At 74.3% G+C, this 21,368-nt stretch carries 19 protein-coding genes; 13 read left to right on the plus strand and 6 right to left on the minus strand.

Translation table 11 applies throughout. The features are described from left to right. Positions 1 to 39: 39 nt before the first annotated feature. The 3 genes from ftsH to AC07AL_RS27520 all read left to right on the plus strand — a co-directional run bounded on the left by ftsH (position 40) and on the right by AC07AL_RS27520 (position 3,490). Positions 40 to 1,956: an ATP-dependent zinc metalloprotease FtsH gene (gene ftsH / locus AC07AL_RS27510; protein WP_363585800.1), complete on the plus strand. Its 1,917-nt coding sequence runs from the start codon at positions 40 to 42 to the stop codon at positions 1,954 to 1,956. Between the two features lie 110 nt (positions 1,957 to 2,066). Continuing rightward, on the plus strand, positions 2,067 to 2,900 hold the full coding sequence (gene nadE / locus AC07AL_RS27515) for an ammonia-dependent NAD(+) synthetase (RefSeq protein ID WP_363585799.1): 834 nt from the start codon (positions 2,067 to 2,069) through the stop codon (positions 2,898 to 2,900). 119 nt (positions 2,901 to 3,019) lie between these two features. Further along, the gene (locus AC07AL_RS27520) at positions 3,020 to 3,490 is read left to right on the plus strand and encodes an SAM-dependent methyltransferase (protein WP_400807868.1); all 471 of its coding nucleotides are present in this window, start codon (positions 3,020 to 3,022) and stop codon (positions 3,488 to 3,490) included. Positions 3,491 to 3,611: 121 nt separating this feature from the next. On the opposite strand, the gene AC07AL_RS27525 is transcribed toward AC07AL_RS27520, so the two are convergent. Then, positions 3,612 to 4,355 (minus strand): hypothetical protein, encoded by a 744-nt coding sequence (locus AC07AL_RS27525; RefSeq protein WP_363585798.1) that lies wholly within the window; start codon positions 4,353 to 4,355, stop codon positions 3,612 to 3,614. A gap of 168 nt (positions 4,356 to 4,523) precedes the next feature. Here AC07AL_RS27525 and AC07AL_RS27530 point away from each other — a divergent pair, with 168 nt between their 5' ends. Further along, on the plus strand, positions 4,524 to 4,679 hold the full coding sequence (locus AC07AL_RS27530; RefSeq protein WP_363585797.1) for a hypothetical protein: 156 nt from the start codon (positions 4,524 to 4,526) through the stop codon (positions 4,677 to 4,679). 64 nt (positions 4,680 to 4,743) lie between these two features. Here AC07AL_RS27530 and AC07AL_RS27535 read toward each other — a convergent pair whose 3' ends face one another. The 3 genes from AC07AL_RS27535 to AC07AL_RS27545 form a co-directional block, all read right to left on the minus strand. Further along, entirely contained in the window at positions 4,744 to 6,444 is a 1,701-nt protein-coding gene (locus AC07AL_RS27535) for a DUF885 domain-containing protein (RefSeq protein ID WP_478318543.1), read from the minus strand. A 152-nt stretch (positions 6,445 to 6,596) separates the two neighbouring features. Next, positions 6,597 to 7,538 (minus strand): SDR family oxidoreductase, encoded by a 942-nt coding sequence (locus tag AC07AL_RS27540; RefSeq protein WP_363585795.1) that lies wholly within the window; start codon positions 7,536 to 7,538, stop codon positions 6,597 to 6,599. Positions 7,539 to 7,659: 121 nt separating this feature from the next. Further along, complete coding sequence (locus AC07AL_RS27545) at positions 7,660 to 8,088, minus strand: DUF5997 family protein (RefSeq protein ID WP_363624519.1); 429 nt, start codon at positions 8,086 to 8,088, stop codon at positions 7,660 to 7,662. A gap of 58 nt (positions 8,089 to 8,146) precedes the next feature. Between AC07AL_RS27545 and AC07AL_RS27550 the strand changes: the two genes are divergently transcribed. The 3 genes from AC07AL_RS27550 (at position 8,147) to AC07AL_RS27560 (ending at position 10,203) form a co-directional block, all read left to right on the plus strand. After that, a complete protein-coding gene (locus AC07AL_RS27550) occupies positions 8,147 to 8,941 on the plus strand; it encodes a LysR family substrate-binding domain-containing protein (protein WP_363585793.1) in 795 nt (264 codons plus the stop codon). Positions 8,942 to 9,049: 108 nt separating this feature from the next. Continuing rightward, positions 9,050 to 9,631 (plus strand): DUF421 domain-containing protein, encoded by a 582-nt coding sequence (locus AC07AL_RS27555; protein WP_363585792.1) that lies wholly within the window; start codon positions 9,050 to 9,052, stop codon positions 9,629 to 9,631. 113 nt (positions 9,632 to 9,744) lie between these two features. Then, positions 9,745 to 10,203 carry a hypothetical protein gene (locus AC07AL_RS27560; RefSeq protein ID WP_363585791.1) on the plus strand — a complete coding sequence of 153 codons (459 nt, stop codon included), beginning with the start codon at positions 9,745 to 9,747 and terminating at the stop codon, positions 10,201 to 10,203. 53 nt (positions 10,204 to 10,256) lie between these two features. On the opposite strand, the gene AC07AL_RS27565 is transcribed toward AC07AL_RS27560, so the two are convergent. Next, complete coding sequence (locus AC07AL_RS27565) at positions 10,257 to 11,588, minus strand: cytochrome P450 (protein ID WP_400807826.1); 1,332 nt, start codon at positions 11,586 to 11,588, stop codon at positions 10,257 to 10,259. A 240-nt stretch (positions 11,589 to 11,828) separates the two neighbouring features. On the opposite strand from AC07AL_RS27565, the gene AC07AL_RS27570 reads away from it, so the two are divergent. Then, a complete protein-coding gene (locus AC07AL_RS27570; RefSeq protein WP_363585789.1) occupies positions 11,829 to 13,232 on the plus strand; it encodes an amidase in 1,404 nt (467 codons plus the stop codon). A gap of 70 nt (positions 13,233 to 13,302) precedes the next feature. Here the strand turns inward: AC07AL_RS27570 and AC07AL_RS27575 are convergent, their stop codons facing one another. Beyond that, positions 13,303 to 15,252: an FUSC family protein gene (locus tag AC07AL_RS27575; protein ID WP_363585788.1), complete on the minus strand. Its 1,950-nt coding sequence runs from the start codon at positions 15,250 to 15,252 to the stop codon at positions 13,303 to 13,305. Positions 15,253 to 15,705: 453 nt separating this feature from the next. Between AC07AL_RS27575 and AC07AL_RS27580 the strand changes: the two genes are divergently transcribed. The 5 genes from AC07AL_RS27580 to AC07AL_RS27600 all read left to right on the plus strand — a co-directional run bounded on the left by AC07AL_RS27580 (position 15,706) and on the right by AC07AL_RS27600 (position 21,291). After that, the gene (locus AC07AL_RS27580) at positions 15,706 to 16,800 is read left to right on the plus strand and encodes a phytanoyl-CoA dioxygenase family protein (protein WP_478318547.1); all 1,095 of its coding nucleotides are present in this window, start codon (positions 15,706 to 15,708) and stop codon (positions 16,798 to 16,800) included. Further along, positions 16,782 to 18,146 carry a DUF6271 family protein gene (locus AC07AL_RS27585; RefSeq protein ID WP_363585786.1) on the plus strand — a complete coding sequence of 455 codons (1,365 nt, stop codon included), beginning with the start codon at positions 16,782 to 16,784 and terminating at the stop codon, positions 18,144 to 18,146. Before AC07AL_RS27580 ends, AC07AL_RS27585 begins: the two co-directional genes overlap by 19 nt. 114 nt (positions 18,147 to 18,260) lie before the next feature. Then, on the plus strand, positions 18,261 to 19,439 hold the full coding sequence (locus tag AC07AL_RS27590) for a type III PLP-dependent enzyme (protein ID WP_363585846.1): 1,179 nt from the start codon (positions 18,261 to 18,263) through the stop codon (positions 19,437 to 19,439). Next, positions 19,436 to 20,044, plus strand: coding sequence for a GNAT family N-acetyltransferase (locus AC07AL_RS27595; RefSeq protein WP_363585785.1), 609 nt, complete (start codon positions 19,436 to 19,438; stop codon positions 20,042 to 20,044). The genes AC07AL_RS27590 and AC07AL_RS27595 overlap by 4 nt, the downstream gene beginning before the upstream one ends. Before the next feature lie 5 nt (positions 20,045 to 20,049). Beyond that, positions 20,050 to 21,291: an MFS transporter gene (locus AC07AL_RS27600; protein WP_363585784.1), complete on the plus strand. Its 1,242-nt coding sequence runs from the start codon at positions 20,050 to 20,052 to the stop codon at positions 21,289 to 21,291. Positions 21,292 to 21,368 lie beyond the last annotated feature (77 nt).

Here is a 21,368-nt window from a genome sequence, read left to right on the forward strand (position 1 = left end):
GGAGAGGAGGGCCCGGCGGCGGAGAGGCGGTGAGCGTGGATGATCACCCGAATCCGGCTGCGCGCCGCCCGCCACCCCGCGACCCCGCCGCCCCCGGGCAGGGGCCCCGAGCGGCCCCGCACCCCCGGCGGCCCTCCGCCGCCCAAGCCGCCCGCGCCCGCGATGCGCCGCTGGCTGCTGCCCGTCGCCGTCCTGGTGACCCTGCTGCTGCTCATCCTGTTCTCGCGCTCCGGCTCGACCGGCGCCAGCTACGGCTACACCGACTTCCTCAACCGGGTCGGCGCCGGGCAGGTGAAGACCGTGGACATCACCGACACCGGCGGGGTCACCGGCACCCTCAAGGACGGCACGCACTTCACCAGCCAGATCCCGACCGCCCTGGACACCTCCCAGCTCAGCGGCGAGCTGGCCGGTCAGCACGTCGACGTCACCGCCAGCCGCAGCGGCGGCAGCTCGATCTGGTCCACGCTGCTGCTGTTCCTGCCGCTGCTGCTCTTCGGCGGGCTGTTCCTGTGGTCCGGCCGGATGGCCGCCCGCTCGCTCGGCGGCGGCCTGAGCGCCATCGGGCGCTCCCGCGCCAAGATCATCGAGGCCGAGCGGCCCGCCACCCGCTTCGCCGACGTCGCCGGGTACGAGGGCGTCAAGCAGGAGGTCAGCGAGGTGGTCGACTTCCTGCGCAGCCCCGAACGCTACGCCGCCGCCGGCGCCAAGGGCCCGCGCGGGGTGATCATGGTCGGCCCGCCCGGCACCGGAAAGACCCTGCTCGCCCGGGCCGTCGCCGGAGAGGCCGAGGTGCCCTTCCTCTCCGTGACCGGCTCCGGCTTCGTCGAGATGTTCGTCGGCGTCGGCGCCTCCCGCGTCCGCGACCTCTTCGACGAGGCCCGCAAACGCGCGCCGTCCATCATCTTCATCGACGAGATCGACGCCGTCGGCGGGCGCCGCGCGGGCGGCACCCGGCTCGGCGGCAACGACGAGCGCGAACAGACCCTCAACCAGCTGCTCTCCGAGATGGACGGCTTCGACCCGACCACCGGCATCGTCGTCATCGCCGCCACCAACCGCCCGGACGCCCTCGACCCGGCCCTGCTGCGCCCCGGCCGGTTCGACCGCCAGGTCACCGTCCCGCTGCCCAACCAGGCGGAACGGGCCGCGATCCTCGCCGTCCACGTCCGCGGCAAGACCCTCGCCCCCGATGCCGACCTGAACCGCATCGCCCGCGGCACACCCGGCTTCTCCGGCGCCGACCTCGCCAACCTGGTCAACGAGGCCGCCATCAACGCCGTCCGCGCCGACCGCGCCACCCTCACCGCCGACGACCTCGACACCGCCCGCGACCGCGTCCTGCTCGGCCGCCGGGACTCCTCCAACGCGCTGCTGCCCGAGGAGCGCCACGCCGTCGCCGTCCACGAGTCCGGGCACGCCCTGACCGCCGCGCTGTGCGAACACGCCGACCCCGTCGCCAAGGTGACCATCCTCCCGGCCGGCGTCTCCCTCGGCGCGACCGAACAACTCCCCGAAGCGGAACGCCACCTGTACACCGAGGGCTACCTGATCGACCTGATCACCGTCCAGCTCGGCGGGCGGGCAGCCGAGCTGGTGGTCTTCGGCGAGGGCTCCACCGGCGCCGCCAACGACCTCGCCCACGCCACCGGCGTCGCCACCCGGATGGTCCGCGAATTCGGCCTCTCCCCGGAACTCGGCCCGGTCGGCTACTCCAGCGGCTCCCCGAACTACCTCGGCGACGGCCCCGAGGACCTGTTCCGCCGCCCGTACTCCGAGCAGACCCAGCGCGCCGTCGACGAGGCGGTGGCCCGCCTGCTGCGCCGCGCCGAACGCCGCGCCGTCGACCTGCTCCGCGAACACCGCCACCACCTCGACGAACTGGCCGCCCTGCTGGTCGCCCAGGAGACCGTCGACGGCGCCGTCGTCCTCGACATCCTGCGGCACCCCGCGTAGGCGCTCGCCCCGGCCCGCCGCAGCACCGCCACCACCTCGTCGAATGCGTCGAACCCGCTGGTAGCGTCCAGGGCGGGCACCCACCGTGTCACCTTCACCCGGGAGTCGATATGACCGAAACCCTGTCCGCCGACCTCCAGCGGGAGATCGCCCGCACCCTACGGGTGGCCCCCGTGCCGAGCCCCGAGCAGGAGGCCGAGCGCCGGGCCGACTTCCTCGCCGACCAGCTCCGGGCGGCCGGCGCCCGCACGCTGGTGCTCGGCATCAGCGGCGGCGTCGACTCCACCACCGCCGGGCGGCTCTGCCAGCTCGCCGTCGACCGGCTGCGCGCCGCCGGACACCAGGCCGAGTTCTGCGCCATGCGGCTGCCCTACGGCACCCAGGCGGACGAGGCGGACGCCCGCCGCGCACTCGACTTCATCCAGCCGGACCGGACCCTGACCGTCGACATCAGGCCCGCGACCGACGCCGCCCTCGACGCGCTGGCGTCCGCCGGCCTCACCTTCGCCGACCGCTCCCACGAGGACTTCGTCCGCGGCAACGTCAAGGCCCGCCAGCGGATGGTGGCCCAGTACGCCGTCGCGGGCGCCACCGGCGGCCTGGTCGTCGGCACCGACCACGCCGCCGAGGCGGCCGTCGGCTTCTTCACCAAGTACGGTGACGGCGCCGCCGACGTGATGCCCCTGGATGGACTGACGAAGCGTCAGGTCCGCTCCCTGGCCGAGGCCTTGGGGGCTCCGGCGGACCTCGTCCACAAGACTCCCACCGCCGACCTGGAGACCCTCGCCCCCGGCCGCCCAGACGAGGACGCCCTCGGCGTCCCCTACGAGGCCCTGGACGACTTCCTGGAGGAGCGGCCGGTGAGCGAGGAGGTCTTCCGCACCGTCCTCGGCCACTACCGCCGCACCGAGCACAAGCGCCGCCCGCCCGCCACCCCGGCGTAGGGCGTGTCTTCAGGCCGGGTGGGGACACCACCGTCGGCAGCCCCGGTGACGACCCGGGCGGGGGCGTGGTTACGTACGGGGAACAGGCTTCGACATCGAAGGGGGACGGCGTGGACGAGGTGACATCGCGTCCGGTGGCATGGGTGGTCGGCGGTCGGGAGGAAGTCCGGGACGACGGCTGGGGGAGCGTCGGGGCGGTGATCCGGGTGGACGGCGCGCAGTTCGGTGAGGAGGCGCTGTACGGGCTGGCGGACTTCTCGCACCTGGAGATCGTGTACCACTTCGACCGGGTGCCGGCCGACAGGGTGGAGACCGGTGCCCGGCGCCCGCGCGGCAACCCGGACTGGCCGCTGGTCGGCATCTTCGCCCAGCGCGGCAAGAACCGCCCCAACCGGCTCGGCGTCTCGCGCTGCCGACTGGTCCGGGTGGAGGGCCTGGACCTGCACGTGACCGGGCTGGACGCGGTGGCCGGCACGCCGGTGCTCGACATCAAGCCCTACCTGGCCGAGTTCGGCCCGCGCGGAGAGGTCCGTCAGCCCGCCTGGTCGGCCGAGCTGATGCGCGCCTACTACGTCGCCGAGACGGACTGACGCACGGACGGGTCGGCGCCGGTTGGGGTGAGGAGTTCACGCCGGGGAGGTCGCGGACACCCTGGTGGGCCGTGCCGGCACCCCCGCCGACGTCGCCGAGACGGGCCCCAGGGGCGGGCGGTCAGTCCCCGTCGGTGTCGGCGGCCGCGGTGGGGGAGCCGCCGGACTTGATGCCGAGCTTGGCCTCGGCTGTGGTCCAGTCGGTGGCGATGGCCTGCTGGGCGGCGGCGAGGGTGGCCTGGCCCTTGCAGATCGCGGTGTGCAGGTGCGTCTCCACCGAGTCCTTGGGGTTGTTGGGGCCCTTGCCCGGGACATGGCCGGGGGAGGGCGGCTGCACCCACAGGTTGCGCGGGTCGTTGGGGTCGCCGCCGAGTTGCAGGCTGATCAGGTGGTCGTACTCGGCGTCGCCCATCGGGCCGGTGTAGCCGTAGGACTTGGCGTTCTCGGCCTTCTCCTTGCCGGTGATGTTCGCCGGCGGGCGGATCGTCGAGGTGTAGCCGCCCGGCTTGCAGATGGTGTCGTTGATGTTGCCCTGGTTGACCGCCGGGCTGATCGCGCCCGGGGTGCACTTCGGGTCGGGCAGCGGCTGCTTGTCCGCGGTGTAGCGGTACGTGCAGCTGCCCGGCGCGGGCTGCGGCTGGACGTCGTAGGAGCTCTTCGGGCCGGCGCCGGTGACGATCGCCGCCGGGGCGGGCGGCGCTCCGGCGGCTGCGGCGTCGGCTGCGGGCGGGGCGTCGGTGGCGGAAGAGGCCGGGCCGTGTCCGGCCGGCCGGGCAGTGTGGCCGCCGCCGGACGAGCAGCCTGAGGCTGCGGCGAGCAGGGCGGCCACGGCTATGGCCAGGGCGGCGCGGGCGGGAGCCGGCACGGGTTCCTCCAGATCGGGGCGGTGGGGCGCGGGGCGGGCCGACGGACCTGCCGGTTGCCGCGCCAGCGGACACTACCGCCTGGAGGGGCCGAAGGGGTGACGGCACGTCCGGGCGCGGGAGGACCACTCAGGGCGTGCGGAATCGTTGACCAGTACGGTCCCTGGGCCGTGCGCCTGGGCAGCCGAGACGGCCGGGTTCTCGGCTACGACGCCGTCCAGCGGAAGTTCGCCGGTGCGGTGACCCTGACCGGCTACGAGGTGGCCGAGGTGTACCTGGTCGGGCCCAAGGGCGACGGCTCGTCCCTCCGGGTGGTCGGCTTCTGACCGCGGTGCCGCTGCGGGGCTGAACCCGGCCCCGCAGCGGTGGGCCCCACTGCGTCGACGGGCCCTACTGCGTCGCGATCCAGTCCGTGACCAGCGTGTCCAGCACTCCCAGCGGCAGGCTGCCGTGCCCGATCAGCTGGTGGTGGAACTCCCGGATGTCGAACCGGGCGCCCAGCGACGCCTGCGCGCGCTCGCGGTGCCGGACGATCTCCCGGCGGCCGATCAGGTACGCGGTCGCCTGGCCCGGCCAGGCGAGGTAGCGGTCGATCTCGTTGCGGACGTTGGCCTCGGTGGTGGCCGTGTTGTCCCGCATGAAGGCGATCGCCCGCTCCCGGGACCAGCCGTAGTGGTGCAGTCCGGTGTCCACGACCAGGCGCACGGCCCGCAGCGCGTCGAGCGACAGCATGCCGAAGCGGGAGAGGTCCGAGCTGTACAGCCCCATCTCGTCCGCGAGCCGCTCGGTGTACAGGCCCCAGCCCTCGACGTGGGCGGTCAGCTGGCCGCTCGGCCGGCGCCGGAACTCCGGCAGGTGGTGCAGCGTCTGGGCGACGGCGATCTGCAGGTGGTGCCCGGGCACGCTCTCGTGGAAGGCGATCGCCTCGTACTCGTACCTGAACCTGGTCTGCGGGCGCAGCGTGTTGATCCAGTGGGTGCCGGGCAGGCCGCCCGGGCCCGGCGGCTGGTAGTAGGCCAGTGGCCCGGTCTCCGCCTCGATCGGGTCGATCTCCCGGGTCACGCAGTCGGCGATCGGGTAGGCCCGGAAGTAGTCGGCCGAGGCGCGGCGGGCGCGCTCCAGCGCCTCGTCGACCAGGGTGATGATCTCCTCGGCGCTGTCGAAGCGCAGCGCGCGGTCCTCCCGTAGCGCGGCCAGCACGGCGTCGGGGCCGGTGATGCCGAGCACCTTGCCGCCCAGCTCGGCGAACTCCGCGCGCAGCTGCGCCAGGGTGTCCAGGCCGATCCGGTGGACCTCCTCCGGGGTGAGCCCGGGCCGGGTGTAGCGCGTGACGGCGTCGGCGTAGCCCTCGGTGCCGCCGGGCACGTGACAGACCCCGGCCCGGTCGTCCGGCCGGGCGTCCGCGGCCAGCCGCTGGGCCAGGCCGGCCCGGTAGCGGGCCACGGCCGGGCGCACGCCGTCGCGGACGATCACCTGGCCCCGGTCGAACTCCGGGCGGCCGTGCAGCGCGCGCAGCAGCTGGTCGTCGTCCGGGCCGGTGACCAGGTACGCGTCGAGCTGGTCGAGGGCGGCATCGACGCCGCTGCGCAGTGGCGTGCGGCCCTCGGCCGCGGCGTCCAGGTGGAGCTGCAGGGCGGCGTCGAAGTAGCCCGGCAGGCCGGCCAGCCGCTCCAGGTACGCGTCGGCGCCCTCCTGGTCGACGGAGGTCATGGCGAGCGAGGTGAAGGCCTCGTTCTGCGGCGCGGTGATGGTCGCCGAGATGCTGAAGTCGCCCAGCCCGTGGGTGATCCGGCCGGTGCCGTTGTCGATCAGCCGCCCGAGCACGCGGTGGGTGACCAGGTCCTCGCCGGCCAGCGCGTCCACCGGGATCGCGGCCAGTCGCGTCCCGAAGCCCGCCAGCGCGTCCCGGTGGCGCAGCGCGGCCGCGCGGGACGGGTCGGGCACCTCGTGGGCGTAGCCCTCGACCCCGCTCAGCGTCGCGTCGAACGGGGCGTGGGCGTTCTCGGCGGCGAAGTACTCCTCGGCCAGGGCGGCGAGTGCGGTGGGGGCGGTGAGCGCGGCGGGTCCGTCGTGGTGCGGTTGGTCGGTCATGCGCGCTCCCCGGTCCGGTGTGGTCAGAGTGACGGGGGTTGCCTGGGCGCCCCGGTGGCGCCGATTATTCGGAGTCGGCGGCGGCGCGGTCAATACGCGGCGCGGGGAAAGCGGTTCTCCCCGGCGCCCGGTGCGCCGCCGCCGACGCCCCGTCAGCGGTAGCCCTCCGGCGCGGCCGGCTTGCCCGCGTCCTGCACCTCGACCAGGTAGCGCCAGCAGTCCGGCCGGCTGCCGTCGCGGTCGGTGAAGCCGTACTCCAGGGCCAGCTGCCCGCTGGACACCGACCCGCCGTTCCAGCGGGAGACCTCGGGGTCGGCGGCGAGGGCGGCGACCGCCCGGCCGACGAAGTACGGGCTCTCGGAGATGCCGAAGTGCGGCTCCCGGGCCACGGCGTCGCGCCAGTTCTCCTCGGTGACCCCGAAGTGGCCCAGCATGATCTCCGAGCGCATCCAGCCGGGCGTGAGCGCCAGGGCGGTGGCGCCGCGCGGGCCCAGCTCGTGGCCGAGAGCGAAGGCCATCCGCAGCACGGAGGCCTTGGCGAGGTCGTAGAAGAACGAGTTGCGGTAGGTGTCGCGGTTGTACTCGGCGGTGCCGTCGGTCATCTCGACGACCAGGCCGCCCGGGCGGCGCAGCAGCAGCGGGAGGGCGTGGTGGCTGGTGACGGCGTGCGTCTCCACCGCGAGGCGGAGCAGCCGCAGGCCGTCGTCCAGGTCGTGCTCCCAGACCGGGACGTTCCAGCCGAACAGGTTCTCGCCGCCCCAGATGTCGTTCACCAGGACGTCCAGCCGGCCCTGCTCGGCGTCGATCCGCTGCACCAGGGCGGCCACCTGGGACGGGACCAGGTGGTCGGTCGGCACCGCGATGCCCCGGCCGCCGGCCGCGGTGACCAGGTCCGCGGTGTCCTCGATGGTCTCCGGCCGGTCGTACTCCGAGCGCTTCTCGCGGGTGCTGCGCCCGGTCACGTACACCGTCGCCCCGGCGGCGCCCAGCTCCACCGCGATGCCCCGCCCGGCCCCCCGGGTCGCCCCCGCGACCAGGGCGATCCGACCGTCCAGCACTCCCGCCGCCCCTGTTGCCCCTGCTGTCTGTGCCATCCGCAAGCTCCCTGTCCGCATGTCCGCCGACGACTGTGCCGACGCCCGTGGAACGGACGTCGGCACCAGCCTTGCGCAGGGGTCTGACAATCGGGCCCGGCCGGCGGCCGGAGCGCGCGGGTCAGCCGGCCTTGGCGGCCTTGGCAGCCTTGGCGGCAAGCGCCGCGGCGTCCTTCTCCTGCTTCTCCTTGATCCGGGCGGCCTCCTTGCGGACGTCCACCTGGTTGGCGCGCTCGTGCTGCAGCCAGAGCGGGTTCTCGGCCTTGACGGCCTCGATCTGCTCGGTGGTGAGCGCCTCGGTCACGCCGCCGCGGGCCAGGCCGGCGATGGAGACGCCGAGCTTGGCGGCGACCACCGGGCGAGGGTGCGGGCCGTTCTGGCGCAGCTCCTGGAGCCACTGCGGCGGGTCGGCCTGAAGCGCGTTGAGCTCCTCGCGGGAGACCACACCCTCCTGGAAGCCGGTCGGCGCCGCGTCGAGGTAGATCCCCAGCTTCTTGGCGGCGGTGGCCGGCTTCATGGTCTGGCTGGTCTTCTGCTTGAGCGATGTCATGGTGACAAGGGTAAGGGAGTGCGCGGGCGCTCCCGGTCACGGTCGGTAGCCTTGCCCTGTGACAGACATGCAGGTGAACCCGTCCTTCCGGCTCGCGTACGTCCCGGGCGTGACCCCCGGCAAATGGGTCCGGGTGTGGTCCGAGCGGCTCCCGGACGTGCCGCTCGACCTCCTCGCCGTCCCGGCCGGGGACGGCGAGGCGACCCTGCGCGAGGGCACCGCGGACGCCGGGCTCGTCCGGCTGCCCGTCGACCGGGACGTGCTCAGCGCGATCCCGCTCTACGCCGAGACCACCGTCGTGGTCTTCCCCAAGGACCACTGGCTCGCGGCCGCCGAGGAGGTCGCGCTCGGCGACCTCGCGGAGGAGGTGGTGTTCCACCCGCTCGACGACACCCTCGGCTGGCCGGGCGGGCTGCCCGGCCGCCCGGCGATCGAGCGCCCGGCGAGCACCGCCGACGCCGTCGAGCTGGTCGCGGCCAACGTCGGCGTGCTGCTGGTGCCGCAGTCGCTGGCCCGGCTGCACCACCGCAAGGACCTCACCTTCCGGCCGGTCGCCGAGGCGCCGCAGTCCCAGGTGGCGCTCGCCTGGCTGGAGGAGCGCACGACGGACCTGGTCGAGGAGTTCATCGGCATCGTCCGGGGCCGCACGGTCAACAGCTCGCGCGGGCGCGGCGCCCAGCCGGCGGCCGAGCCCCAGAAGGCCGCGGCGCCGCGCAAGTCCCAGCCGCAGAAGTCCGGCCAGCAGAAGGCGGGTCAGCACAAGGGCGGCCAGCAGAAGGGCCGGCCGAAGCCCGCGGCGGGCGGCCGGGGTGCGGCCGCCGCCAAGCGCGGCAAGCCGAAGCGCCGCTCCTAGTCGGAAGCCCGGGTTCGTCCGGGTGCTGGCCGGGGCCCGGCGGGGCGCGTACCGTCGGGCCCGGGCGCTGCCCGCCCCGTCCGGCCGAGGGGTTGAAGGAGCGGGGCCATGTGGCACGACCTGGTGATCGTCCAGATTCCGATCGTGGAGAAGATCCTCCGCACGATCGCGGTCTACGCCCTGATCCTGATCCTGTTCCGGATCGCGGGAAAGCGCGGGCTGGCGGGCCTGAACACCTTCGACATGGTGGTCATCTTCCTGCTGTCCAACGTGGTGCAGAACGCGATCATCGGCAATGACAACAGCCTGCTCGGCGGCGCCATCGGCGCGGTCACCCTGATCGCGGTGAACGCCGCCGTCACCCGCTGGCTGGCCCACGACCCGCGTGCCGCCCGGCTGTTGGAGGGCACCCCGACCACCGTGGTGCGCGACGGCAAGCTCGTCCCGGGCGCGCTGCGCGGGCTGGCGCTGCGCGCGTCCGAGATCGAGCACGCCGTCCGCGTCCAGAACGGCGACACCATCCGCGACGTCGCGGTCGGGCGGCTGGAGCCCGACGGCCAGCTGGTGATCAGCCTCAAGCCCGCCGAGCAGAGCGCCACCCGCGGCGACGTCGAGGACCTGCACCGACGGTTGGAGGCCATCGAGCGGCTGCTCACCACCCTGGCGGCCGACCGGCGCAGCGAGGACTGACCCGGCGGCCACCCCAGAGGTCTGGGATGGGAACGGCCGCACCCGGCCCGGCAAAATTGGCGTAGACCACTTCCGTCCACGCTCGCCGGACCGCCGTCCGGCCGGAGGAACGCATGCTGCGCAGACTCTCCTGGATCCCGGCCCTGACGGCCGTCCTGCTCGCCCTGGTGGCCGGGCCGACGGCCGGTACGGCATCCGCCGCGACCGAACGTGAATTCCTCCAGGGCTACGGGCAGTTGGTGCCGCTGCCGGCCCCGGTGACGCCGGCGCAGCAATGCGTCGAGCGGCGGCTGTTCCTGGACGCCGGCACGTACGCCTGGAGCTTCGGCACGCCGGGCGGCAACGTGCCGTCCCAGGACGTCCAGCTCTCCTCGGGCTGGTTCCGCTGGACGATCTGCGTGTACCCGCGGGCGTCCGTCTACGGCGCGACCACCTGGCTCGACCCGGAGACCCCCGGGCAGCCGCACCTGGAGCGGACCACCAGCTTCGACGTCACCTTCGCCTACACCTACACGTGGGACTCCATGCTCTACCGCTGGCAGGGCGTCCCCCGCCCGCCGCGCACCATGTGACGCATCGTCAGGAAAGGCTCCCGTCCGCCGCCCGCGCGGGGCGGGAGCCCCGGTCACCACGGCCGGCGGGCGAGGGTGGCCGTGAAGGGGCGGGGGGACAGCGAGGAGCTGCGGGTCGGGCGGACCGGGCGGCCGGGGGTGGGGGTGACGGTCCAGCGGGCCGCGATGGTGGCGATGGCGAGGGCGGCCTCGGTGGTGCCGAACACGTCGCCGATGCAGCGGCGGGGGCCGAGGCCGAAGGGGGCGTAGGTGCCGGGGGAGGGGCGGGTGTTGGTGAGCCAGCGGTCGGGGTCGAAGCGGGCGGGGCAGGCGAAGACGTCGGCGCGGCGGTGCAGCAGGTACGGGCTGAACAGGATGGTCGCGCCGGCCGGGACGCGGTGGCCGCCGAGTTCGGCGTCGGCGGCGACGACGCGGCTGAGGATCCACACCGGCGGGTAGAGCCGCAGCGTCTCGGTGACCACCCGGGCGGTGAGCGGCAGGGCGGGCAGGTCCTCGTGGCGGGCGGGGCGGCCGTCGAGCACGGTGTCCAGCTCGGCGTGCAGGCGGTCGCGGATGGCCGGGTGGGCGGCGAGCAGGGTCCAGGCCCAGGAGAGGGTGGCGGCGGTGGTCTCCATGCCGGCGAGCAGGAAGGTGACCACCTGGTCGTGGATCTCGGCGTCGGTGAGCCCCCGCCCGTCCTCGTCGCGGGCGCTGAGCAGCATGGACAGCAGGTCGTCGTGGTCGGTGCCGGCGGCGCGGTAGTCGGCGATCAGCCGCCGGGTGACCTCCTTCAGGTCCTGCCGGGCGCGGCGGAAGCGGCGGTTGCCCGGGGTGGGGATGCGGTCGGCGCCGGGCAGCGGCATCATGACGCGCCGGCCGACGCCGCGGGTGATGACGTCCATGCTGTCGTGGACGGGCAGCGCGCCGGCCCGCTCGTGGGCGGCGAACAGGCAGCGGGCGGTCACCGCGGTGGTGAGGCGGTACATCGCGGCGGGGACGTCGACCACGTCGCCGTCGCTCCAGGAGGCGGTGGTACCGGCGATCTCCTCGGCCATCATCGCGGCGTAGCCGGGCAGTCGGTCGCGGTGGAACGCGGGTTGCAGCATGCGGCGTTGGCGCCGGTGCGCCGCGGCCGGGCAGGTGGCCAGGCCGTCACCGAAGACCTCGCGGGCCTTGTCGAGAACGAGCCCGCCCTTGTCGTAGGTGCGGTCCTCGGTGAGCAGTTGGCGGACCAGCTCGGGGTGGCAGGCGACGTACGCGTCCAGCGGGCCGAGCCGCAGCCGGACGAGGTCGCCGTGGGCGGGCAGGCCGGCGACGAACTCCAGCGGCCGGCGGACGAAGGCGGGGGCGTGGCCGAGCAGGGGGAGGGCGCCAGGAGCGGTGGCCGAGGTGTACTGGGTGGGCACGGGCGTCACCTTGGGGTGGGGGGTGGACCGGATCGGTTCGTGATCCGGCCTTTCCCCGGGGCCGTCGGCGAAACGATCTCCGACCGGCGGGTGGGGTGAACACGGGGGCGCATGCCGAACGCCCGTGCGCCGTCAGGGTTCGGCGGCGGGAGCCGGGGGTGGGGTATCCCTCGGCGCGGCCCCGCGCCTACACTGCGAACTCTTGCGCGACTACCGGTCAGTAGGGATTGGGGAGTTCGGATGACCGACGAGCGGGCCCACGGGTTCACCGACGACGCCCTCGGCGCGCACGACGCCGTGGCCCTGGCCGCCCTCGTCCGCGCCGGCGAGGTGGCCCCCGCCGAACTGGCCGCGGCCGCCGCCGCCCGCGCCGCCCGGGTCGACCGGACGCTCACCCCCGTCGCCCACCCGTCCTACGACCGGCCCCGGCTCGGCCCGGACGGCACCGACGGCCCGCTGTACGGCGTCCCCACCTTCCTCAAGGACAACGTCGACCTGCGCGGCCTGCCGACCGGTATGGGCAGCGAGGCCTTCCAGGCCCGCCCGGCCCGGCGCAACTCCCGCTTCACCGACCAGTTCCTCGCCACCGGCCTGGCCGTCCTCGGCAAGACCCGGCTGCCCGAGTTCGGCCTCAACGCCTCCACCGAGTTCGCCACCGCCCAGCCGGTGCGCAACCCGTGGAAGCCCTCGCACTCGGCCGGCGCCTCCTCCGGCGGCTCGGCCGCGCTGGTCGCCGCCGGAGTGGTGCCGATCGCGCACGCCAACGACGGCGGCGGATCGATCCGGATCCCGGCCGCCTGCTGCGGACTGGTCGGACTCAAGCCCACCCGGGGCCGCCTGGTCACCAACGCCCAGGGCGGCAAGCTGCCGATCGACCTCGTCACCGACGGCGTGCTCACCCGCTCCGTCCGCGACACCGCCGCCTTCTACGCCGCCGCCGAGCGCCACCACCGCAACCCCGCGCTGCCCCTGCTCGGCCTGGTCGAAGGCCCGGGGCAGCGCCGGCTGCGGATCGGACTGGTCGTGGACTCGCCGCTCGCCACCACCGACGGACCCACCCGCACCGCCGTCGAGCAGACCGCCGCCCGGCTGGAGGCACTGGGCCACCACGTCGAGGAGACCACCCTGCCGTTCGGCGAGGAGTTCTCCCGCGACTTCGTCCTCTACTGGGGCTACATCGCCTTCGCCATCGCGGTCAGCGGCCGGCTGATGCTGGACCGCAGCTTCCGGATCAACCGGCTCGACGGCCTGACCACCGGGCTGCGCAGGCTCTACCAGCGGGAGTTCCTGCACACCCCGGCCGTGCTGCGCCGACTGCGCGGCGCCGAAGCCGCGTACGCGGGCCTCTTCCGCACCCACGACGTGATCCTCTCGCCGGTCCTCGCGCACGCCGCCCCGCCGATCGGCCACCTCAGCCCGAACGTGGCCTTCGACGAGCTGATCGAGCGCCTCCAGCGCTACGTGGCCTTCACCCCGGTCAACAACGTGACCGGCGGCCCCGGCATCGCCCTGCCCACCGGCGCCGCGCCGAGCGGCCTGCCGATCGGTGTGCACATCTCGGCCGCGCACGGGCAGGAGCGGCTGCTGCTGGAGCTGGCCTTCGAACTGGAGGCGGACCGGCCCTGGCGGCGGATCCAGGACTGACCGGGCCTTCGCGGGGCGGACGCCAGGGCGGGCGCTCCAGGACTGACCCGGCCCCCGGCCGGCCCGGCCCTCAGACGGGCACCACCGCCCGCGCCGCCTGCACCTCGCGGTGCAGCCGGCCCAGCGCGCAGTCGGGCGGGAGGGCGTCCGGCCCGGCCTCGGGCAGCGGCCCGCCGCCGCGCAGCGCCCCGGCCAGGTCGCCCAGCTCCCGGACGACGGCGCCGACCTCGGCCGGGGACGGCGCCGGAGCGCCGTGCTCGACCCGGACCCGGGTGGCGGTCGTGGTGTCGACGATCCGCTCGACCGCGATCACCAGCGGCCACCAGGCCTCGGCCCGGGCCCCGACCGGTGGCGGTTCGGTGAGCGCCCGCTGGAACTCGCTGCGCACGGCGGACAGGTCCCGGTAGAGCCGCCGCCGGTACCGGGCGCGGGCCGGCTGGTCGGCCCCGGGCGCGGTGGTGAAGGCCAGCGAGACGTACGCGGCGGTGTCCGCGACGGCGTCGGCCAGCCGCTCCCCGATCCGGGTGTGCCAGGAATCCGGCCACAGCAGGTAGCCGGTCAGCAGCGCGATGCCGCAGCCGATCAGCGAGTCGTACAGCCGGGGCAGCACCAAGTGGAAGCCCCGGTGGTTGAGCAGGTCGGAGAGCAGCAGGATCACCGGGGTGATCGCTGCGGTCTGGAACGCGTACCCCTTCGCCGACAGCACCGGGATCAGGGTTGCCAGCGCCGCCATCACCGGCACGTCCCACCAGCCGTGCGGCACCTCGGCCAGCACCGGAATGGCGATCAGCAGCCCGGCGGCGGTGCCGAGCGCGCGCAGCACCGCCCGGGAGAACACCGAGCCGAAGTCGGGCTTCAGCACGAAGGTGACGGTCAGCGACACCCAGTACGAGCGGGGCACCGCGATCACCGACACCAGGATCTGGGCGAGGCCGATGCACAGCGCCAGCCGCAGCCCGTACCGCCAGGACGCCCGGGACAGCAACAGCGCGTGGGCGGCCCGGCGGGCGCGGACCTGCAGTGCGGCGGGCCGGCCGAGCGGGTCGTCGCCGGCGTACGGGTCGGGTGCGGGCTCGTGCGCGACGGCCCGGGCGTGGCCGATCGCGGCGACCAGGGCGCGGGTGGACGGTCCGGCCGGATCGGGCAGTCCGGGCGGCGGGGTCGACCCGACGCGGCCCCGCTCGACGGCCGCGGCCAGCTCGCGCACCGCCGCCGGGTAGGCGGGCGGCAGCGGACCGTACTCGCGCGGGCGCAGCTGTGCCGCCGAGGCGGCCTCCACCACCGGGATGGCAGCGTTGAGCTGGGCGAGCAGCCGGACCAGGGTGGGGGAGCGGCCGTGCCGGCGGGCCCGCCGGGCGAGCAGCAGATCGTAGGACTGGTTCAGCGACTGGGTGAGCGCCTGCCGCGCGTCGTCGGCTCCGGGGGTGCCGGCGGCCTCCAGGAAGTCGGCGACCGACCGGTAGGTGCCGGCCACGGCGAAGCGCTCCGGCGCGCCGCCGCGCAGCGGCCAGGCGAGCAGGGTGAGGCCGAGCACCAACAGGCCGCCGAGCAGCAGCAGTCCGGGCGGCAGCCACCAGGGGGAGGGCAGCGGCAGTCCGGCGCCGACCACCGCGTTGAGCAGCAGGAGCAGTCCGGACACCGAGGCGACCGCGCCGATCGAGGAGATCATGCCGGAGACCAGGGCGACGGTGGTCAGTACGGCGACGGCCGTCCAGCCCGCACCGTACACCAGGGTGCCGAGCAGGATCCCGAGGGCGCCGAAGAGCTGCGGCACGGCGATGTTGAACACCCGCATCCGGTAGGCGTCCGCGGTGTCCCCGATGACCCCGGACAGCGCACCCATCGACACCAGCGCGCCGTACCCGGGCCGGTCGGTGGCCGTGCCGACCGCGAGCGGCGCGGCCAGCGCCACCGAGGCCCGGGCGGCGGCGGCCCAGGGGACCGGCGCGGCCTTGGGGCGCAGGCTCGCGGTCAGCCAGCCGGGCGGGGTGAGCCGGGTGGCGGCGGGGCGGTGTGCCATAGGCCCAACGTACGGCGCGAAGGACGGGGCGCAACGCTGGGGAACTCGTTTCGGTTCACGTCCGGGTATGTCAATTCCCGAAACATACTCCGGCTTATGTCACTCTCCGAAACATAAAGCGAACCCCGAGGGGTCATCTGAACTGCGCGGATTTCCCTATTGGTAACCAGCCGTCGAGGGTTGACACCATTAGTTGGTCTAGTCCAACGTATGAGGGGCGCGGTTCGGCCGGGGCTGAGGCAGGGTGAGAGGCCGTGCCGGACGGACGAGTTGGCCCCCTGACGTGGCGGAACCTTGCACGGTCGGGGCCCGGGCGAGGCGGAGCGTATGCGGACGGCATGCGGTCCACGGGCTGAATTCCACGCACGGCCGGTGACGGGCCGTCGGCTCGCCGTGCCCGCACTGTGCGTCCAGGAAGCGCTGCGTCGACTACGAACCATGGAGTGACTGCCCATGCCGAGCCCTGACGGATATCTGCACCGAGCCGCCTCGGCGCGCCCCTACTTCAGCGAGGACGGGGAGAGCTACCTCGCGCGCACGGCGCTGCGCGAGGTCCGCAAGGAGCGCCCACTGCGGGTGCTCTCCGAGGAGGACTTCGCGTTCTGGCAGACCTACGGCTACATCGTGGTCAAGGAGGCCATCCCGGCCGAGGCCGCACGGCGCCTGCTCGACTTCGCCTGGGACTTCCAGGGCCTCTCGCCCGACCGCCCCGAGGACTGGTACCGCGAACGCGACTACCGCGACGAACTCGACCGGGAACTGCACATCTACGGCTTCGTCGAGGCCTACCACCACCAGCTGATCTGGGACAGCAGACAGGCCCGGCGGGTCTACGACGCCTTCGTCGACGTCTGGGACTGCGAGGAGCTCTGGGTCACCCTCGACCGGCTCAACCTCAACCCACCGAACATCCGCAGCCGCGACCGCGCGCTGATCGAGCCCACCGACCGGGGCTTCGACATCGAACTGCACTGGGACGTCGACACCACCCAGGGCATGCTGCCCCAGCGCGTCCAGGGCATCATCGCGCTCGACGACACCCGGCCCGACCACGGCGGCTTCCAGTGCGACCCGGAGCTGTTCCGCCGCTTCAACGAGTGGCAGGCCGCCCAGGCCGCCGACCGCGACCCGATCCGCCCGGACGTCGACCGCACCGAGTTCCCGGTGGTGCGGCCCGAGTTGAAGGCCGGTGACCTGCTGATCTGGAACGGCCTGCTCGCCCACGGCGTCGCCCGCAACACCTCCGAGAACGGCGTCCGCGCCGTGCAGTACCTGTCGATGATGCCCGCGCTGGAGGAGGCCGCGCAGATGCGCCGCTCCCGGGTGGAATCCTGGCGCACCCTCGCCACCCCGGACTGGAACCGCACCCTGGTCGGCGACGCAACCCGCCATGAGTCGCTGCGCTACGGGCCCGCCGAACTCACCGAACTCGGTGAGCGGCTGCTCGGACTGCGCTCCTGGCACGACCCGGATTCCACGGGCGACCGGCCCGCCCCGCAGCAGCCCGCCGAGTCCGCGGGGGAGCCGGCATGCGCGCCGTCTGCCTGACCCTGCCCACCAACCGCGAGTGCGCGGCCACCATCGCCGCGATCGGCGCCGAAGCCGCCTACGCCGCACGGCGGTTCGGCGTCCGGGTGCACCTGCTGATCCTGGACTCCGCCGACCCGGCCACCTACCGGCGGCACGCCGAGGCCGTCGCCGCGCTGCCCGCCGTCGGGTCCGGTGCCGCTTCCGGCACCGCGTTCGGGGCCGGGGAGGTGGTCGTCCACCACCTCGACGAGGCCGCCCAACGCGGCTTCCTGCGCGACGTGATCGAGCGCTCCGGCGCCGCCGGCCCGGACGGGCCGCTCGGCGACCAGCTGCTCGACCTGATGATCCCCGACGCCGTCTCCTACGGCGCCTGCACCAACCGGGCGTTCCTGCTCGCCGGCGCGCTCGGCTGCGCCTCCGTGCACCGCCGCGACTCCGACAGCGCGTACCAACTGCTCGACGGCGAACCGGTGTTCCCGATCGAGCACGAGCTCGCCACGCTCGGCCTCAAGGCGGCCGACGCGGCCGCCGCCGTCACCGAGGTCACCCTCGACCCGGTGCACACCGACAAGCCCGTCGCCCTGGTCGGCGGCTCCTTCGTCGGTGAACTCTCCGTCGACATCGGCGAGATCCGCGAACTCGACCCGGACGCCTACCACCAGGTCGTCGCGCTCTGGGCGCCCACCGGCGCGAGCGAGCAGGAACGCCGCGAACTCGTCGCCGACTCCTTCACCGGCGGCGGCACCGACCCGTTCCGCCACGACCGCGCCGTGCTCGACCTGCCCGACATCTGGCGGATCGACATGTGCAACGTCGCCCTCGACCACGAGGTCTACGACCGCGTCCCGTTGCCGCCCGCCACCGCCACCATCGGCAGCGACTACTTCCTGCTGCACCTCGTCCGCGACGCCACCCTGCCCGGCGTCGTCCACAACCGGCACATCGTCAACTACTACACCCCGGAACGGCGTACCGGCGCGGGCTTCACCGCCTACCAGCTGCGCTACGCCAAGTTCCTGCTCTCCATGCTCTACCTGTACCCGGTCTACTCCGAGATGGAGGCGGCCGGCGGGGCCCTCCTCGACGAGGCGAACCACATCCGCGCCGACGTCATCGCCGACTCCGCCCGCCGCAGCGCCGCGACGGACCGCGCGGAGAACCACCGACGGCTCGACGCGCTGGACCACTGCTACCGGCGACTCGGCGGGAAGTACGCCGAGTTCGCCGACCACCTGGCGCCCCAGCGGGCGCGTCTGCTCGACGAAGCGCAGGCGGACATCGAGGACTTCGCGCTGCTGATCGACGCGTGGGGCCCGCTCATGCGGGCGAGCAAGGCCACGCCCGCCGACCGGCTGCCGCGGTAGCCGCACCGGGAGCCATTCGTGATACGTCAGACCATCGCCCACCGCGCCCCGGCGCACCACACCACCGCCCACACCGGCGTCGCGCCCGACCCGGCCGCGCACGACCGGACGGCGATCCGCGCCGCCCTCGCCGCTGCCACCGACGACCGGATCATCTACGACCTCGACGGCATCGAGCGCCAGTACACCGACCTGATCGGCGAACTGCCCGACGTCGCCGTCCGGTTCGCCATGAAGGCCTGCCCGGTGGACGAGGTGCTCGGGCGCCTCGCCGCCCTCGGCTCCGGCTTCGACGCGGCCAGCCCCCAGGAGATCGCCCAGGCCCTGCGCACCGGGGTGAGCCCCGACCGCATCCACTACGGCAACACCATCAAGTCCGACCGCAACATCGCCGAGGCCTACCGACTGGGCGTGCGCGACTTCGCCACCGACAGCCTGGAGGACGTCGCCGCCATCGCCGAACATGCCCCCGGCTCCCGGGTGTTCTGCCGGGTCGCCACCTCGGGCGACGGCGCCCTGTGGGGCCTGAGCCGCAAGTTCGGCTGCTCGCCCGAGGACGCCCTGCGCGTCCTGGACGCCGCCCGCTCGGCCGGCCTCACCCCGTCCGGACTCTCCGTGCACGTCGGCTCCCAGCAGATGACCGCCGAAGCCTGGGGCGCCGCCGTGGACTCGCTCGCCGCCGTCCTGGAGGCGCTCAACTGGCGCGGCATCACCCCGCAGCGGATCAACCTCGGCGGCGGCCTGCCCGCCCTCGGCGTCCTGGACCGGCACGGCCGCCCGCTCGACCCGCCGCTGGACAAGATGTTCGCGGTCATCCGCGAGGGCATGGACCGGCTGCGCACCGTCAACGCCGCGCCGCTGGAGTTCCTGCTGGAGCCCGGCCGGCACCTGGTCGCCGACCACGGCGCCATCCGCGCCCACGTCGCCCGGCTCTCCTCCCGGCACCAGCTCGACGGCACCCGCGAGGACTGGCTCTTCCTGAGCTGCGGCAAGTTCAACGGCCTGTACGAGATGGACGAGCTCCAGTACCGGCTCGAATTCCCCACCCACCCCGGCGGCCAGTTCGTCAACGCCGTCGTCGCCGGCCCGACCTGCGACAGCGACGACGCGTACGCCCAGGAGGACGGCCTGGTCCGCGTCCCGCGCGCGATCGCCTCCGGCGAACCGGTCTGGATCCTTTCCTGCGGCGCCTACGCCACCGCCTACACCACCCAGGGGTTCAACGGCTTCGAGCCGCTGCCCTACACCTGCATCGGCGGGACCGGCGGCCCGGACGGAGACACCGGCAGATGACCGACCTCCGCATCCGGCTGCTCCAGGAGGACGACTGGGACGGCGTCGTCGCGCTGGAGGAGCGCGCCTACGCTGCCAGCGGCCTGTCCGAAGGCCGCGAGGCGCTGCGCTCCCGCCACCGCGCCTCGCCCGACACCTGCTTCGTCCTGGAGCACGCCGACGGCCTCGGCGGCTACCTGCTGGCCCTGCCCTATCCGCTGTTCCGGTGCCCGGACCTCAGCCGGGCCGAGGCCGGCGGGGTCCGCGCGACCAACATGCACCTCCACGACCTGGTCGTCGCCGAGGAGCTGCGCGGCCGCGGCCTGGCCCACCGGATGCTGCGCGGCCTGGAGGAGACCGCCCGGGCCCGCGGCTACCGCACCATGTCCCTGGTCGCCGTCCGCGGCTCGCAGGTGGTGTGGGCCCCACTGGGCTACCGCGCCCGCCCCGAGATCGGACTGCCCGGGAGCTACGGCCCCGAGGCGCTCTACATGGCGATGCCGCTGGGCCCGGCCGCTGCTTCTGTCGCCGTCCAGGCCCCGGCCGCCGTCCCGGCCGCCGTCCAGGCGTTGACCTCCTCCACCGACCCGTCCCCCGGGTTCCCACCCAGAGCCGAAGTGGGCTGATGCACATGTCCCCCGTTCGCGACGACTTCCGCCGGTCCCAACTGGCCATCGCCGCACTGTTCTTCCTGCTCGGATTCCAGTACGCGACCTGGGTCTCCCGGATCCCCGCGCTGAAGACCAGGCTCGACCTCGGCGAGGCCCAGATCGGCCTGCTGCTGATGACCTGCGGGGTCGGCGCCGCGGTGTCCTTCCCGCTGGTCGCGGTGCTGATGCGGCGGTTCGGCTCCCGCCTGCTGTCCGTGCTCTCCGCGCTCGCCCTCGGCGTCGTCCTGGTCGCCCTGTCCGTGGTGCCCGACTACCCGCTCACCCTGCTGGTGCTGTTCTGCGACGGCGTCGCCGTGGGCTGCCTGAACGTCGCGATGAACGCCCAGGGCGCGGCGCTGGAGGCCCGCTACGCGCGGACCACCATGTCCCGCCTGCACGCCACCTTCAGCGCCGGCTCGCTGCTCGCCGCGCTGCTCGCCTCCGGCGTCACCGCCTTCACCGGCACGCTCGCCGTGCACTTCGGGGTCGCCGCCGCGCTGCTCGCGGTGCTGGTCGTGGCCGCCCGGCCCGGACTGCTCACGGACGACGCGCCGGCCGCGGCGCAGGACGGGTCGGACCAGGAGCAGGCACCGGCCGCGAAGAAGGACCGCCGCCGCTTCGTCCTCCCGGCCGCGGCGACCCTCTGGATGGGCCTGGCGATGGTGTTCGGCACCGTCACCGAGGGCGCCATGAACGACTGGTCCGCGCTCTACCTCAAGGACGTCGTGAACGCCGGTGCCGGGCTCGCCCCGCTGGGCATCGCCGTCGTCTCGGTGATGATGGTGCTCGCCCGGATCTTCGCGGACGGCTGGCGCACCCGCTTCGGCGACGGCCGGATCGTGCGGACCGGCAGCCTGCTGGCCGGCGCCGGACTGGCCCTCGCGCTGCTCGTCGGCGGCGTCGTGCCGACCCTGATCGGCTTCGCCTGCGTCGGCCTCGGCGTCGCGGCGGTCACCCCGTGCGTCTACGTCGCCGCGGCCCGCCAGGGCTCGGACGCGCTCTCCCTGGTCGCCGCGATGGGCACCACCGGGCTGCTCGCCGGGCCCGCCGTGATCGGCTTCATCGCCGACGCCACCAGCCTGGTGTGGGGCATGGCCGCCGTCGCCGTCTCCGCCGCGGTCGTCTCGCTCTGCGCCACCCGGATCGGCTGGCCCGCCCCGGAGCCCCGCCCCGAGCCCCACCCCGAGCCCCTCGACGGCCGACTCGCCCCGGACGCCAGCTAGCTCCCCCCGCAGACCTCGCCCGGAACGCCGCGCCTGCCCCGTCGCGGCGTTCCGGGCGAGCCGCGTTCCGGACGGTG

The organism is Kitasatospora sp. NPDC043949, assembly GCF_056435365.1.

What these genes read in the sequence shown, in the direction of transcription:
- ftsH (WP_363585800.1), top strand. Translation starts at nt 40, where the DNA reads ATGATCACCCGAATCCGGCTGCGCGCCGCCCGCCACCCCGCGACCCCG.
- nadE (WP_363585799.1), top strand. Translation starts at nt 2,067, where the DNA reads ATGACCGAAACCCTGTCCGCCGACCTCCAGCGGGAGATCGCCCGCACC.
- AC07AL_RS27535 (WP_478318543.1), bottom strand. Translation starts at nt 6,444, where the DNA reads ATGACCGACCAACCGCACCACGACGGACCCGCCGCGCTCACCGCCCCC.
- AC07AL_RS27540 (WP_363585795.1), bottom strand. Translation starts at nt 7,538, where the DNA reads ATGGCACAGACAGCAGGGGCAACAGGGGCGGCGGGAGTGCTGGACGGT.
- AC07AL_RS27545 (WP_363624519.1), bottom strand. Translation starts at nt 8,088, where the DNA reads ATGACATCGCTCAAGCAGAAGACCAGCCAGACCATGAAGCCGGCCACC.
- AC07AL_RS27555 (WP_363585792.1), top strand. Translation starts at nt 9,050, where the DNA reads ATGTGGCACGACCTGGTGATCGTCCAGATTCCGATCGTGGAGAAGATC.
- AC07AL_RS27560 (WP_363585791.1), top strand. Translation starts at nt 9,745, where the DNA reads ATGCTGCGCAGACTCTCCTGGATCCCGGCCCTGACGGCCGTCCTGCTC.
- AC07AL_RS27570 (WP_363585789.1), top strand. Translation starts at nt 11,829, where the DNA reads ATGACCGACGAGCGGGCCCACGGGTTCACCGACGACGCCCTCGGCGCG.
- AC07AL_RS27575 (WP_363585788.1), bottom strand. Translation starts at nt 15,252, where the DNA reads ATGGCACACCGCCCCGCCGCCACCCGGCTCACCCCGCCCGGCTGGCTG.
- AC07AL_RS27580 (WP_478318547.1), top strand. Translation starts at nt 15,706, where the DNA reads ATGCCGAGCCCTGACGGATATCTGCACCGAGCCGCCTCGGCGCGCCCC.
- AC07AL_RS27585 (WP_363585786.1), top strand. Translation starts at nt 16,782, where the DNA reads ATGCGCGCCGTCTGCCTGACCCTGCCCACCAACCGCGAGTGCGCGGCC.
- AC07AL_RS27595 (WP_363585785.1), top strand. Translation starts at nt 19,436, where the DNA reads ATGACCGACCTCCGCATCCGGCTGCTCCAGGAGGACGACTGGGACGGC.
- AC07AL_RS27600 (WP_363585784.1), top strand. Translation starts at nt 20,050, where the DNA reads ATGTCCCCCGTTCGCGACGACTTCCGCCGGTCCCAACTGGCCATCGCC.